This window comes from Aeribacillus sp. FSL K6-1305 (genome assembly GCF_038050115.1).
In the GTDB taxonomy this organism is placed as follows: domain Bacteria; phylum Bacillota; class Bacilli; order Bacillales; family Aeribacillaceae; genus Aeribacillus; species Aeribacillus composti.
The window spans coordinates 1,255,625-1,269,248 of the sequence record NZ_JBBOQV010000002.1; the positions used below are offsets into that span (position 1 = coordinate 1,255,625).

A 13,624-nucleotide genomic window follows, 5' to 3' on the forward strand; every position below is an offset into this window, starting at 1 on the left:
GAAATGGTCGACATGTTCTTTGAATGGCAAGTATTACTTTTGGAAAAAATAAAAACAAACTAATATTAGAGGTATTCACAATGGTATTGCTAATGAAGTTAATCTTAATATTTTTAATTTCAGTAATTTTGACTCCCTTTGTCATAAAATTTGCTTTTGCTATTGGGGCTGTGGACATTCCTAAATCAAGAAAAGTACATTCAAAAATTATGCCTCGATTGGGTGGATTGTCGATCGCTATTTCGGTTTATATCGGGATTTTTCTATTTACACCTGAAAGTGTTTATCTAAAGGGATTTTTAATTGGCTCTTTTTTTATAATGATTACAGGTGTTTTTGATGATCTTTTTGAATTAAATTGGAAGTGGAAGCTTTCAGGTCAAGTGGTGGCTGCATTATGTGTGGTCTTGAGCGGACTGCATTTAAAATTTATTCACATACCTTTTATTGGACAAGTAAATATAGGTTGGTGGGGGATTCCAATTTCTTTTTTGTGGATTTTAATTGTTACGAACTCAATAAATCTGATAGACGGATTGGACGGTTTAGCTGCGGGAGTTTCAATAATTGTATTATCAACAATTGTTTATTTAAGCATGCCCGGATTATCTTTTGTTGTTCAAATTGCTTTAATAACCATTTTTGCTACTTTAGGTTTTCTTGTTTTTAATTTTTATCCAGCGAAAATATTCATGGGAGATACTGGAGCTCTTTTTCTTGGTTTTGTGATTTCTTTATTGTCATTATTGGAATTTAAAAACGTCACTGTTTTTTCATTGCTAATTCCCGCCTTAATCCTTGGGGTGCCGTTATCTGACACTTTTTTCGCCATTGTGAGAAGAATAATGAACAAAAAATCAATTTCTATGGCAGATAAATCCCATTTGCATCATAGTATTTTAAAGTTTGGTTTCTCGCATCTTCAGACTGTTCTAATAATTTACTTGATCAGTTTCCTGTTTAGTCTGGCAGCAATAGTTTTTTCTAGAAGTGCCATGTGGCTGTCAATTTTTATTATTTTTCTTATGTTGTTTTTTATTGAAATTCTCGGAGAAATACTTGAACTACATGGAAGAAATTTTAAACCGCTAACAAATTTAATGAAAAAGATCACATATGCATTTAAACAGAAATAAACAGACTATATAGCTCATTAAAATGAGGATTATTGTGTAAAGCCTATTAGAGCCATGTAGTTTTCAAATTTTAAATGTTTTTCATTCGGTCATAAAGAAAACCCATGGCTCGTTTTTAGAAACTAACGCAATTTACTGCTGTTAATGGAAAAATCTCTTTTATATTCCAAATGATTTCTCAACTCCGTTGAAACTTCTTCCAAAGAATCCTCTTCCAGTTGGTAATAGTAAGTCCCATTGATTGGATTGTCATACCCGTCAATCGTTAAGGATTCAATGCTGCTGATGGAACCGGCGTATTTTTGCAACGCCAAGATATTGCCAATGCTGAAATTGGTTGTTAAGTTTTTCCCTAAAGAATCGATGATGTCGTCATATTTCGTTATGGCTGATAAAGAGGAGCTCTTTTCAATGATTGCTTTTATTACCTCTTGCTGCCGCTTGCCTCTTCCGATATCGCCTAATGGATCTTTTTTGCGCATTCGGACATATGCTAAAGCTTCTTCGCCATTTAACGTTTGTACACCTTTCTTAATATGAATGGCGTTCTTTCGCCCTTTGCTATCTTGCTCAGTAAATTCTCTGTCGCTGTTCACTTCAACTCCGCCAAGAGCATCTACAATATCAATAAAAGCGTTAAAATTTAATTCAACATAATAATCGACGGGAATATCAAGCAAATTTTCCACAGTCTCAACAGTTAAGTCTTTTCCGCCGAAGGCATGTGCATGTGTGATTTTGTCTCGGTTGTGACCGGGAATTTTCACTCTTGAATCTCTAGGGATGCTGACCATTTTGATTGATTTTTCATCTTTATTAAATGATGCCAGGATCAAGGCGTCAGAGCGGCTTTTCTTTTCCCCGGGACGCGCATCGACTCCGATGAACAATACCGAAAAATTATCTTTTTTCGGATCAACTGGTTGTTCTCTTAATTCAGATTTTCTTCCTCTCTCTAGATCTTCCTGTGCTAGAAAAGAAACATTAGCTAATTTGATCGATAGATAAACGGCGTAACCGCCAGCAATTAAAAACAGGATTAAAAATAAACAGCCAAAGGCTCTTAATTTTTTTTTCTTTTTCTTTTTTCTCGTTCTTCTATTCATGTCTAACTCCTTATTTTTTAAATTTAGTTTTGAACCTTCTCCTCCAAATATACTAAGTCGCCTTCTTTGATCACACATTTCCCATTGGTGAGATCGGTCATCCAGTCTTTGAAGCTTTGAACCTGGCCTTCCTCTACATATGTTTCAACTTCCACATGATCGGTATAGTAGATGTCTTTCAGCTTATAGACAGACGAGCGCAATTCGTTTTCGATTTTGCCGAGAAGGCTGTAATCAAACGTAGTGCGAATAATTTTCATTAGCTTGCGTTCGATGATGCCAACGTGGTCAATGGCTTCTGAAACAGCTTTTCCGTATGCACGGATCAGCCCGCCGGCGCCGAGTTTAATCCCGCCGAAGTAACGGGTGACAACAACGACAGTGTCTTTTAGTTGTTTCTTTTTCAACACTTCAAGCATCGGCACTCCTGCTGTTCCGCTTGGCTCTCCGTCGTCGTTCGCTTTTTGAATTTGGTCATGCTCTCCAATTAAATATGCGGAGCAGTTATGTGTGGCATCCCAATGTTTTTTTTTGATTGTATCAATAAACTCTTGAGCTTCTTTCTCAGTTTTGGCACGATTAATATAGCAGATAAATCGTGATTTTTGAATCACGATTTCATGCTCTCCAAAACCAGCTACGGTATAATAGGAGGAAAGCAATTGTGTATCACCTCCGCAGAAGAAACAAAACGGCATAACTTTTTTTGACAAAAATCGACTTTTTTTATAAAAAAACACTCACATTAGAATATTATAAAACGACAAAATTTTTACTTCAATTATGAACTGATAAAGTTTTTGTAACAACTTTTTTAAAATGGAGGAAAAGGCTGTGAACTCCAAAAAATTAGATTCTGCTATAATAGACGATATTTTAAATAAAATGATCGAAACCGTCCAATCGAGCAAAGATCAAATTTTCGAAATCGGTGAAAAATCCCGCACAGAGTATGAGAAAATAGTAGAAGAATTGGAAGAAGTGAAAGAGCAAGTAAGTGAGGTGATAAAGCAAACCGATAAGCTGACGATTCAATCGAAAATCGCACGGCAGCGCCTCGTGGAAGTCAGCCGCAACTTCTACAAGTTTTCAGAACAAGATATTTTGAATGCCTATGAAAAAGCGCAAAATATTCAAATTGAACTGGCCATGCTCCAAGAAAAAGAAAAACAATTAAGAAAACGGCGGGATGAATTGGACCGCCGGCTTTTATCATTAAAAGAAATGATTGAACGAGCAGAGGTCATAGTAGGTCAAATTACTGTTGTGCTGCAATATTTAAACCAAGATTTGCGGCAGGTTGGCGATTTGCTGGAAGATGCAAAGAAAAAACAAGCCTTTGGCTTAAGAATTATAGAAGCGCAGGAAGAAGAGCGAAAACGGGTGTCACGTGAAATACATGACGGACCAGCCCAAATGCTTGCAAATGTTCTGATGCGCTCTGATCTGATTGAACGGGTTTTTCGGGAAAAAGGGACTGCAGAAGGGTTTCAAGAAGTTCAAAATTTAAAAAAAATGGTGAGAAATGCGTTATCTGAGGTTCGCCGCATTATCTATGACTTAAGACCTATGGCATTGGATGATTTAGGACTCGTTCCAACACTTAGAAAGTACCTTTCGACTATTCAAGAATATGAAAAAGATATAAAAATCAATTTTCAAAACATCAGTGATGTGGAAGAAAAACGGCTCCCGCCGAAATTTGAAGTGGCCCTGTTCCGGCTTGTTCAAGAATCTGTAACGAACGCTTTGAAGCATGCGGAAGCAAAGCAAATTGACGTTAAATTTGAAGTCCGTCCAAACCAAGTAAATGTTGCAATAAAAGACGACGGCAAAGGCTTTGATATAAAGAAAGTGTTTAAAGAAAAAAAGGAGTCATTCGGTTTAATGGGAATGAAAGAACGAGTGGAGCTGTTGAATGGGAAAATGGCAGTCCATTCTGCACCCGGAAAAGGAACGTTCATTATTATTCAATTGCCTACTAATCTATGAAATAGAGAAATGGTCTGATTGACTTCATGCATACATCACTGAAAAAATAATAATGGGGAGGATTGTAAATGAATAATCAAGTTAAAATTGTCATAATAGATGACCATGCTCTGTTTCGGGAAGGTATAAAACGTATTCTTGATTTTGAGCCTAATTTTGAAGTGGTTGCGGAAGCTTATGACGGCAGTGAAGCTTTAACAGTTGTTGAAAGCTATATGCCGGATGTTGTCATTATGGATATTAATATGCCTGGTGTAAATGGCGTTGAAGCTACTAAGCAGCTGGTTAATTCATATCCGGATACGAAGGTTATTATATTATCGATCCACGATGATGAAAATTATGTGATACATGCTTTGAAGACCGGAGCGAGAGGATATTTATTGAAGGAAATGGATGCTGACACTTTAGTAGAAGCAGTTAAAATCGTGGCAGAGGGAGGAAGCTATTTACATCCAAAAGTAACTCACAATCTAGTCAATGAGTTCCGCCGTCTGTCATCAGCCAATAATGGACAAATTCCAGCTACAGTCCGGCGCCCTCTTCATATTTTAACCCGACGTGAGTGTGAAGTTTTGCAAATGCTTGCTGATGGAAAAAGCAATAGAAGAATCGGTGAAACGCTGTTCATTAGCGAAAAAACGGTGAAAAACCATGTCAGCAACATTTTGCAAAAATTAAATTGCAACGATCGAACACAAGCAGTAGTTCTTGCCATTAAAAACGGCTGGGTGGAAGTTAAGTAAAGTTACATATTTTCCATGGCGATTAATTTTGAACGATTTGAATCGTCAAACCGTGAAAGTGAGATTGATTTCTAAATACCAATTTTGCTCGGTGTATCTATATTGTTTTTTCCGACTTGGCTGATTGTCCAGCGATGATAAATGAATTCAATTGCATGTCTTCATTACGGCTGGAAACATAATATCATTTGGCAACTTGTCAATCTATTCGGATCCTGACCAGAGAAATGTTTTGATCAGAAGCTACGAGAATGAATCATAGGAAGCATTACATTCAACGTTCCGGTTTTGCAGAATCAACTTAGGTGAAAATGTATCAACAGGAAGCATAACGGCCTCTTCAAATAACTACAGGCGCTGGGAAGAGGCCGGTTTGCTCAGAAACAAGAAAAAATGCAGCAAAATTGGTAACCGCAATTGGAATCTACATAAAAGCTCCGTTTAAGCTGCTCAAAAATCCTTTAAAAAGGTGTAGACCTCATAAGAATAACCTCAACGAAAATCGTAATGAGCCGATCGACAAAACGAAATCCGCATAAATGGCAGTATAAAGACTTTGAAACAGCTAAAAAATATTTTTCATCCTCTTGCAGTTTCATGGAAATCCGGCAAAGTTAATGATAAAAGCTTGCATTTTTTATAAAATAGTCTTATAAAGGAGAGAATGAAATTATTAAAAGGAAAGGAAAAACATGATGCAAATTGCGATTGTAACAGATAGTACTGCTTACATTCCTGAAGAAGTTCGAAAGAGGCATGGCATACATATGATTCCTCTTAGCGTTATTTTTGGAGACGAGTCTTATCGTGAAGAGATAGATATGACAGCAGAGAGTTTTTGGGAAGAAATAAAGCGCCAGAAAGAGCTGCCTACAACTTCTCAGCCGCCAGTTGGTGAATTTGTCGAGTTGTTTGAAAGCTTATCGAAAGAATATGATGCAGTCATCAGCATTCATCTTTCAAGCGGTATCAGCGGCACTTACAATGGTGCTGTTACAGCAGGTCAAATGGTAGACAGCATTAAGGTATATCCTTACGATTCGGAAATAAGCTGTATGGCTCAGGGATTCTATGCAATTGAAGCAGCGAAAATGGCAAAGGAAGGGAAAAAACCGGAAGAGATCATCGCTCGCCTTGATGAAATTAAAAAATCAATGGATGCTTATTTTATGGTGGACGATCTTTCTCATCTTCAGCGCGGCGGACGATTAACCGGTGCTCAAGCTTTAATAGGGAACCTGCTGCAACTGAAGCCTCTTCTTCATTTTGTTGATAAAGTGATCGTGCCGTATGAAAAAATTCGTACGCGCAAAAAAGCAATCCAACGTATCTATCAATTATTTGACGAAGCTGCAAGCAAACATCCGGTGCGGGCGGCTGTCATTCATGCCAACAGACCGGAGGATGCCAAAAAAATGAAAGAGGAGCTCGAAAGTAAATATCCAAATTCTGAATTTATTATCAGCTATTTTGGCGCTGTCATTGGAACTCATCTAGGAGAGGGAGCTATGGGTCTCTGCTGGTATAAAAAGTAATTGCAAGAAAACGTTAAACCCATTGTGAAAAATGGCTGTATCCATCCTCTTAAAAGAACTTCCCCTTCAAAACGAGAAAAGGTGCTATCTACCAAAAAAATGGAACGGTGCTGACCATCTGAAGGTGCAAAAAGCACCTTTTATTTTTTACAGAAATGAAGGATATAAATGATTCATCTAGCATCTTTCTTTCGGACGAAAAGCAATAAGAGCAATTGATTAAATATATTGATTTTTCAGAAAATATAAGGTAAAAAATAATAGTAAGAAACAATATGGTATGTACAAGCGGAGGTTTTATATGCATGATCATGATCTCCAAAAACATCTTCTCGGAAGACATCTCCTTTCAAATGAGCTCCCGTTTTCAATGGATGCCGTTCAAAATGCCCCCTTCGTTGAAATAGAACAAGGTGTTGTGAAAAAATCCGGTATTTTTTATTGCAATCGATGTGGAAATGATCAACCCTTTTTATTTGCAGGCTTTGACTGTGCAAGGTGCAAAAAGTTTTGTCATTATTGCCGGAACTGTATCATGATGGGGCGAGTAAGTGAATGCTCAAAGCTTGTTAGTTTTCCAAGACGAGAGAAGGAGGAAAAACATTCGATCCAATCGGATCAAACAAACTTTTTGCAATGGGATGGCGAGCTGTCCCCGGCGCAAAAAAGAGCATCTGACCGGGTCACGGAGTCCGTTTTGCAGCGTACAGACTGTCTCATTTGGGCAGTTTGCGGAGCAGGAAAAACAGAGGTGCTGTTTGCCGGCATAAACACAGCTTTGCAGAAAGGGCTATTTGTTTGCATTGCTGCACCGCGTACGGATGTTGTTTTGGAGCTTGGACCGCGTTTGAAAAACGTTTTTCCGAGCATCGATGTGGCAGTGCTTTACGGAGGAAGCGAAGATCGTTTGAAGCTGAGCCCAATTACCATTTCAACGACTCATCAGCTTCTTCGGTATAAAGAAGCCTTTGACGTGGTGATTCTTGACGAAGTGGATGCTTTTCCATATTCTGTAGATTCTGCTTTGCAATTTGCGGTTGAAAAAGCACGCAAACGAAACAGCTCCCTTATTTATTTAACTGCGACTCCCTCCTCATCAATTAAGCGGCTTTTTAAGCCTTCCGAAATTGTGAAAATCCCTGCTCGATACCATGGTTATCCCCTACCTGTTCCTGAATTCAAATGGTGCGGCAATTGGAAAAAAAGATTGGAGAAAGGAAAGCTGCCGAAAAATATCATCACATGGGCAGCCGAACAAATGCAAAAGGAAAGACAAGCTTTTCTATTTGTACCGGAAATCAAAGTGCTTCATGATGTCGTTCCGTTACTAAAAAAATTGAATTCAGCGGTTGAAGGAGTACATGCCGAAGATCCCCAAAGGAAAGAAAAGGTTCGGGCATTTCGAAATGGCCGGATTCCGATCATTGTCACAACTACCATTTTGGAAAGGGGTGTAACAGTTCCTGGAACTGATGCAGCTGTTTTAGGAGCAGAAGAAACCATTTTTACAGAAAGTGCCCTTGTTCAAATATCCGGCCGTGTTGGACGGAGCATAAACAATCCAACAGGCTCCATTATCTTTTTCCATTATGGCAAAACAAATGAAATGATTGCAGCGAAACACCATATTCTTGCTATGAATCGGGAAGCGGCAAAGGAAGATTTGTTAAAGTGTTAGTATTTAGAAAATAAAGGAAACGATACAGAATGTGTAAAGTTGGAAAGATCTTTTCAATTTTGGATGAAAAAAGAAATTCCTTTTTCCAGTATGATCCAATATAATACAGATTAGAGATCATATATTTGGGGTGAGGACATGATAGTAAACGCTCTGGAAAAAATTATGGAAGAATTGCTAGATGAATATATTGACCAATTTCATATGGAATGCACGTGCCCAACTTGCCGCAATGATGTTTTAGCTCTAGTGTTAAATAGAGTTCAGCCCCGTTATGTAACGAGTGAAGATAAAATTACATATGTAAGAGCGGAATTTTTTGATCGGCAGCAAATGACATCTCTTCTTGTCAGCCTGGCAGAATGCGCAAGAATTGTTTCAGAAAACCCACGATGTGATAATAGGAAGGCTTGATGCGAAATATGGGAAGATGTCTTTATTGTTTTAAAAGTATAGATGTCCACTTGACTTGGAGACGGCTTTTTTTCCTCGAAAAAGACCCTGTTTTATGCGAAGAATGCTCCAGCAAGCTAAACGTTATATCAGGCCCCATTTGTCCAATGTGCGGGAGGCAAAACGAAAAAGCCGAGTATTGCACTGATTGCGCGGCTTGGGAAAAACATCCTGACTATCATGGAGTGATAAAGAAAAACCGCTCTGTTTTTCAATATAATGAATTTATGAAAGAAGTGCTTGCTAGGTTTAAATTCCGCGGGGATGCGATATTGGCGCAGATGTTTTCCGAACCTTTTGTGAAAGCATTTCACCATCACTTCGACAAATCGATGATTCTCGTTCCCATCCCATTAGGTGAAGAAAGGCTTTTGGAACGCGGGTTTAATCAAGCAAAATTATTGGCCCAGCTCCTTCAGCTTCCGATTATTGAGCCTTTGCGCAAAACAGATGCAGCAAAACAATCAAAAAAATCACGGATCGACCGAATGAAGACGAAAAATATGTTTACTGTAACAGATCCAAAACAAGTACATGGTCAACATATTGTTATCATCGATGACATTTACACAACAGGCGCAACGGTACGCCAAGCTGCAAAGCAGCTGATGAACGCTGGTGCGAAAAGTGTCGAATCATTTACGCTTGTCCGCAGCTAAATGACAAATCCGTTTTTCCGATATAAAATAATAATAATAGGAAGATTTTTGAAAGGTGGATTTTTATGGGGGAATTAGCAAACTGCCCAAAATGTGGTTCCTTGTTTGTCAAAACGCGGCTTCGTTCAATATGTGATGCTTGCTACCAAGAGGAAGAAAAGGCATTTGAAACGGTATATAACTTTTTGAGAAAAAAGGAAAACCGCAGATCGACCATTACTGAAGTTGTGGAAAAAACAGGAGTGGAAGAGGACTTAATACTGAAGTTTATTCATCAAGGACGCATTCAACTGGCGAACTTCCCGAACCTTGGTTATCCTTGTTCACGGTGCGGCACACTTATTCGCGAGGGAAAACTTTGTGTTTCTTGCAAAAAGGAAATACAGTCTCAAATTGAGCAAATGGAAAAAGAAGAGCAGTTTCAGGAGGAGAAAGAGAAGATGCAAACATACTACGCTATCCAACCGAAAAATAATGAAAAACGTTAACAAATCCCTCTATCGATCCGATAATGAATATAGAGATAGATTTCCAGCTGAAACAATCGTTCCATTAGAGCAGGAAAGGAGGCGGTGTCCATGAAGATTCACAGCTATCGGTCATCAAACGTTAATCCTTATCAAAAGCAAATGGATGCCAGCAAGCAGATGAAAGTGGAAGTCCAAAAAGATAGAGTGGAAATATCCAAGCAGGCAAAACAGCTTCAGCAGACGAGCGGTTTTGATCTTCAGCGCCAAGAAAAAGTGCAGGCGATAAAAAAAGAAATTGAAAGCGGGACTTACAAAATCGCCCCAGACCTGATCGCGAAAAGCATGATCCAATTTTATAAGAAAAAAAATGAAGAATAAATTGCGCCAATCCGTTTCGGTTTTTGATTTGGTTGCGTACGAAGCAGCCTGTTTTGATTTTTGATTTGGAACAGAATGAAAATGTGCTGGGCAACTATATTGTACATTTCTGCATTTTTAGCATCTTCATCTTTACAACAAAAAATTATTTTTCATGTCCGGCTTTGGATCATCTTGTCAATGTTTTGAACGAAGTACCGGTAAATATGATTGTATTGAATTTTGCGGGGAGGACGTTTTCGTGTCTCTTGCCAATTTAATTAACGTTTTAGAAAAGCAGTTAATCATTCATGAACAATTGTATAACTTGGCAGTAAAAAAAACGGATTTGCTGAAAAAAGATGATGTTAATCAATTAATGCAGCTTTTAAAGGAAGAGCAGAAATATGTAATGCAGCTTGAAAATGCTGAAAAGGAACGGATCAAAGCAGCGGCTTGCTTTTTAGAAAGAGAAGACGATTTAACGATTTCCGCCTGTATTGAAAAAGCGGAAAATGAGGATAAAGAACGGTTGATAAATCTAAAAGAAAAATTGACAAACGTATTGGCTAATTTGAAAAACGCGAATTTTGTCAATCAACAACTGGCATTGCAAGCATTGCAGGTTGTGAATTTAACGCTTGATCTTTTCATGCCGGAGGAAGCATCGCCGAATTACACGAATCCGAATCAAGAATCGAAGCAATCGAAACGGCGTTCATGGTTTGATTCAAAAATTTAACGGGGGAATTCGCAATGGTATCAACATTTTTTGGACTGGAAGCGGCTAGAAGCGGATTGTATGCCGCACAAAGCGCTTTATATACAATTGGACATAATGTAGCAAATGCCGAGACACCTGGATATTCGCGGCAGAGGGTAAACCTTGTGCAAAAGCAAGCGTATCCGACACCAGGCCGTTTTCGAGCTGATATCCCTGGGCAGTTTGGAACAGGGGTGGATACACAAACAGTGCAGCGGATCCGCGACCGCTATCTTGATGTACAATATCGCGGCGAAAATTCTAAGCTTGGCTACTGGAGCTCTAGATTCAACGCATTATCGAGAATGGAAGATGTGATGAACGAGCTGAACGAGACAGGCTTGAACGAAACGATGGATAGCTTTTGGCAATCGCTGCAAGATTTGGCGGCCAATCCTTCCAACTTGGGCGCCCGCTCTGTTGTCCTTGAGCGCGGAAGAGCTGTTACAGAAACGTTCAATTATTTGGCGGAATCATTAAAGCATAATCAGAAAGATTTACGCAATGAACTCGATGTCGCAACAACGAAAATTAACTCTTTGCTTGAGCAAATCAACCAAATTAACAAACAAATCGGCGAAGTAGAACCGAATGGTTATTTGCCAAACGATTTGTATGATGAGCGCGATCGATTATTGGATGAGCTTTCTTCTTATATTGATATTAAAGTGACGCCGGTTGAAAGCGGAGGCAACGCTTTGAAAGTAGCCGAAGGAAAAGTAACTGTCGAGCTTGCTGGCTTCGAACCGCCAATCACCCTTGTCGACGGAAATAGATACAAAGTAAGACAATTTAGCCTCAATGAATCCAAGACGAACGGTCTTATCGAATCTATTTCTGTTGGTGGAAGAACGATAGGGGCAGACGATTTTGTTGAAAATTTAAACATCAATGGAAGTTTAAAAGGCTTAATCGAGGCGCACGGCTATACGAACATAGGCAGCACGATTGAACGCGGCATCTATCCTAGCATGATGTCAGATTTAGATCAAATGGCATATGATTTTGCGAACGCATTTAACACTGTCCACAGAAACGGATGGAACCTTGAGGACATAAACAACGGCGTTCAAACACAGCGCGATTTCTTTGATCTCGGAGGTTTAAGCTCTCCTAAAGGCGCTGCGGCTGCCATTAAAGTATCGGATGATATGAATCGCGATCGAATTGCAGCTTCTGCTACAGGAGAAATCGGCGACGGCCAAAATGCGCTGAAGCTTGCTGAAGTAAAAAATACTTCGTTTCAAAGTTATTTTGAAGCTGTTATCGGCGAAATGGCTGTTATGACGCAAGAAGCGGAGCGGATGAAGGAAAATTCAGAAACCTTAGTTTCATCTGTTGAACAACGCCGCAAATCCGTCAGCTCCGTTTCATTAGACGAAGAAATGACAAACATGATCCAATTCCAGCATATGTACAACGCCGCAGCAAGAATGATCACTTTGCAGGATGAAATTTTAGACCGAATTATAAACGGCATGGGACTGGTCGGGAGATAAAGTAAAATTGACTGTTGAATAACCATAGTAGAAAATGAAAGCAAAAATTGTCGGGTTCAGAATGTATGAAATGAAATAAGGCGATGAAGTGCAAATCATATAAGGAATGTACTATTTGCACGTTATGAATTCATACAAAAAATTTATTTAATGAAAGAGAGGTGCAGCATATGCGTGTCACTCAATCGATGCTTGCGCAAAACTCGCTCCGCCATTTAAGTAAAAGCTATGAACTGCTGGGAAAATATCAAGATCAGATGTTGACAAGAAAAAAAATCACCCGCCCGTCCCAAGATCCCGTTGTAGCAATGAAAGGATTGTACTATCGGACAAACTTAAAGGAAGTTGAACAATATAAACGAAATTTATCAGAGGCTTACCTTTGGATCGAAAATTCTGAAGCGGGACTAGAACAGGCCAACCAAGGGCTGCAACGAATACGCGAGCTTTTGATTCGGGCAAAAAACGGTACAAATTCAGAAGACGAACGTGATGCGGTTGCCCGCGAAGTGAAACAAATTAAAGACGACCTTGTTGCTGTCGCCAACACACAAGTGGCCGGCCGCTATATTTTTAATGGAACGAAAACAGACTCAGCGCCTGTCAGCGGTGACCCGCCTGTCGTTAATAACAACAATGAACCGTTTAAAATCGAGCTTTCAAAAAACATTCAAATCCAAGTGAATATAACGCCTGACAATGTCTTTAACCAAGCATTGTTTGATACAATTCAAGACATTCAAAATGCTTTGGAAAACAACGACACAACGAACTTGGACACCCTGCTCGGCCAGCTTGATGACCATATTGATGCTCTCAGTGCAGAACGGGCTGAGCTTGGCGCCCGTTACAACCGGATCGAGCAGATGGAAAACCGCATCGGTCAACAGGAAGTAATCTCTACAAAAATTTTGTCAGACAATGAAGATGCCGACATTGAACGAGTCATCATCGACTTGAAAGAGCAAGAAAGCGCGCACAGAGCAGCGCTTGCTGTCAGCGCCCGCATCATTCAGCCAAACTTAGTTGATTTTTTGCGATAATGTGAGAGAGAAAGGACCTGCATAAAGGTCCTTTTTGTTCATCGTTATGACTTTGTTTTTGCCCCATGTTTTCCTGCTTCTAAAGGGTTCACAGTTTTTATCGAAGAAATTTCAATTCCCGGCTAATTAGATTTTGCATTGTTCTTAGTATATAGTTTGTTCCTATCATTGAGGAATTTTAATTGTA

At 39.2% G+C, this 13,624-nt stretch carries 14 protein-coding genes; 12 read left to right on the plus strand and 2 right to left on the minus strand.

From position 1 onward, the window contains the following. Positions 1 to 80 precede the first annotated feature (80 nt). The gene (locus NST97_RS15930) at positions 81 to 1,136 is read left to right on the plus strand and encodes a glycosyltransferase family 4 protein (RefSeq protein ID WP_341343443.1); all 1,056 of its coding nucleotides are present in this window, start codon (positions 81 to 83) and stop codon (positions 1,134 to 1,136) included. A gap of 122 nt (positions 1,137 to 1,258) precedes the next feature. Here NST97_RS15930 and NST97_RS15935 read toward each other — a convergent pair whose 3' ends face one another. Next, positions 1,259 to 2,242: an LCP family protein gene (locus NST97_RS15935; RefSeq protein WP_339198709.1), complete on the minus strand. Its 984-nt coding sequence runs from the start codon at positions 2,240 to 2,242 to the stop codon at positions 1,259 to 1,261. Positions 2,243 to 2,265: 23 nt separating this feature from the next. Then, complete coding sequence (locus tag NST97_RS15940) at positions 2,266 to 2,904, minus strand: YigZ family protein (protein WP_341343444.1); 639 nt, start codon at positions 2,902 to 2,904, stop codon at positions 2,266 to 2,268. A gap of 172 nt (positions 2,905 to 3,076) precedes the next feature. On the opposite strand from NST97_RS15940, the gene NST97_RS15945 reads away from it, so the two are divergent. The 11 genes from NST97_RS15945 to flgL all read left to right on the plus strand — a co-directional run bounded on the left by NST97_RS15945 (position 3,077) and on the right by flgL (position 13,437). After that, complete coding sequence (locus NST97_RS15945) at positions 3,077 to 4,234, plus strand: sensor histidine kinase (protein WP_339194221.1); 1,158 nt, start codon at positions 3,077 to 3,079, stop codon at positions 4,232 to 4,234. A 68-nt stretch (positions 4,235 to 4,302) separates the two neighbouring features. Next, positions 4,303 to 4,980 carry a response regulator gene (locus NST97_RS15950; RefSeq protein WP_063386301.1) on the plus strand — a complete coding sequence of 226 codons (678 nt, stop codon included), beginning with the start codon at positions 4,303 to 4,305 and terminating at the stop codon, positions 4,978 to 4,980. A 695-nt stretch (positions 4,981 to 5,675) separates the two neighbouring features. Further along, positions 5,676 to 6,515 carry a DegV family protein gene (locus tag NST97_RS15955; RefSeq protein ID WP_066247016.1) on the plus strand — a complete coding sequence of 280 codons (840 nt, stop codon included), beginning with the start codon at positions 5,676 to 5,678 and terminating at the stop codon, positions 6,513 to 6,515. A 301-nt stretch (positions 6,516 to 6,816) separates the two neighbouring features. Continuing rightward, positions 6,817 to 8,193: a DEAD/DEAH box helicase gene (locus NST97_RS15960; protein ID WP_341343445.1), complete on the plus strand. Its 1,377-nt coding sequence runs from the start codon at positions 6,817 to 6,819 to the stop codon at positions 8,191 to 8,193. A gap of 138 nt (positions 8,194 to 8,331) precedes the next feature. After that, positions 8,332 to 8,607, plus strand: a complete 276-nt coding sequence (locus tag NST97_RS15965; RefSeq protein WP_063386299.1) for a late competence development ComFB family protein — start codon at positions 8,332 to 8,334, stop codon at positions 8,605 to 8,607. After that, complete coding sequence (locus NST97_RS15970) at positions 8,607 to 9,305, plus strand: ComF family protein (protein ID WP_341343446.1); 699 nt, start codon at positions 8,607 to 8,609, stop codon at positions 9,303 to 9,305. Before NST97_RS15965 ends, NST97_RS15970 begins: the two co-directional genes overlap by 1 nt. 65 nt (positions 9,306 to 9,370) lie before the next feature. After that, the gene (locus NST97_RS15975; protein ID WP_341343447.1) at positions 9,371 to 9,793 is read left to right on the plus strand and encodes a TIGR03826 family flagellar region protein; all 423 of its coding nucleotides are present in this window, start codon (positions 9,371 to 9,373) and stop codon (positions 9,791 to 9,793) included. Between the two features lie 90 nt (positions 9,794 to 9,883). Beyond that, a complete protein-coding gene (gene flgM / locus NST97_RS15980) occupies positions 9,884 to 10,153 on the plus strand; it encodes a flagellar biosynthesis anti-sigma factor FlgM (RefSeq protein WP_063386297.1) in 270 nt (89 codons plus the stop codon). A gap of 241 nt (positions 10,154 to 10,394) precedes the next feature. Further along, positions 10,395 to 10,874, plus strand: coding sequence for a flagellar protein FlgN (locus NST97_RS15985; protein WP_066246862.1), 480 nt, complete (start codon positions 10,395 to 10,397; stop codon positions 10,872 to 10,874). Between the two features lie 14 nt (positions 10,875 to 10,888). Continuing rightward, on the plus strand, positions 10,889 to 12,394 hold the full coding sequence (flgK, locus tag NST97_RS15990; protein ID WP_341343448.1) for a flagellar hook-associated protein FlgK: 1,506 nt from the start codon (positions 10,889 to 10,891) through the stop codon (positions 12,392 to 12,394). 170 nt (positions 12,395 to 12,564) lie between these two features. After that, positions 12,565 to 13,437, plus strand: a complete 873-nt coding sequence (gene flgL, locus NST97_RS15995) for a flagellar hook-associated protein FlgL (protein WP_341343449.1) — start codon at positions 12,565 to 12,567, stop codon at positions 13,435 to 13,437. The last annotated feature ends 187 nt before the right edge of the window (positions 13,438 to 13,624 follow it).